The 1,033-nt window shown below is 67.5% G+C and carries 1 protein-coding gene; it reads right to left on the reverse strand.

From position 1 onward, the window contains the following. Positions 1–51: 51 nt before the first annotated feature. Positions 52–873 carry an HARBI1 family protein gene (locus ACFHWS_RS28470; RefSeq protein ID WP_416569579.1) on the reverse strand — a complete coding sequence of 274 codons (822 nt, stop codon included), beginning with the start codon at positions 871–873 and terminating at the stop codon, positions 52–54. Positions 874–1,033: the final 160 nt, after the last annotated feature.

Here is a 1,033-nt window from a genome sequence, read left to right on the forward strand (position 1 = left end):
TGAGCCTTTGCGAGTAACGGTCCGCGACTGGGTGTAGTGCCGGTACTCGGCTCAGGTGGTTCGGTTGTGCTCGATGTGGAGGATGACCAGTGCCGCAGCGACGATGTTCCCGATCTTCCACGGGCACAGGCTGACGTTACGTAAGGCCTTGAACGTCGTCTTGAGCAGGCTGTTCCCGCGTTCACCGACCGCGCGGAGCCGGTTGTGGGCGTGGTTGAACGTCTGCTGCAGGTCGGTGAGCTCACCGTTCTTGGGCTTCTTGAACGCGACGGCGATGGTGTCGGCTTCGCCCTCGTAGCCGAGGTCGGCCAGGGTCCGCATGTTCTCGCGGATCTCGGTGAGGGTGGTCAGCAGGCCGGGGTGGGCGCGCAGGCAGCTGGTGTCGTGTTCCCGGCCGGGGCGTACCGGCGAGGTCCACAGCGGCCAGCCGTCCGGGGCGGTCAGGACCTGGATGTTGCCGCCGTGGTTCTTGTGTTTGGCCGACCACCACAGGTCGACGCCGGGGGTGGGACCCGGGGTGGCGATCCGGTCGGTCTCGATCAGGGTTCCGTCGAGCAGGACGTGGTCGTAGCCGGCGGCCTTCGCTGCCAGCAGCGCGCCGTGCAGGCCGGGTGCCTGGGCGGCCAGGACCGTGATGGCCTCGTGCAGGTGGGCGTACCCGGTGGACAGGCTGATCGTGTTGTCGCGGGCCAACTGGCTCATCCGGGTGCCGTCGAGCAGCCAGCGCAGGACCAGCACGGCCTGGCGGAAGCAGGTCAGCACCCGCCGTCCCCGGCGGGTGCCGCGCCGGAGACGTTCGGCGTGCAGCAGTCCGGAGAGGTGGAACACGGTCTCGTCGCGTACGGGCAGCGTTGCGGTATAGGTGATACTCATGAGCGGCGCGGGACTCCGGGGTCGTGGTCTGTGAGAGGAACACTTCGTACCGGCGTTCCGCGCCCTCATCGTTTATCCCGGCTCACCAGGGCGATTCCCACACATCTTGACCGTTCCGGACACCGCGCCCGGTGATCAGAGCCTTACCCGGAAAGGCTCA

This window comes from Micromonospora sp. LOL_013 (assembly GCF_048060315.1).
Lineage (GTDB): Bacteria > Actinomycetota > Actinomycetes > Mycobacteriales > Micromonosporaceae > Micromonospora_E.

Excerpts from the sequence above, each read along its gene's own strand:
- ACFHWS_RS28470 (WP_416569579.1), bottom strand. The coding sequence starts at position 873 with ATGAGTATCACCTATACCGCAACGCTGCCCGTACGCGACGAGACCGTG.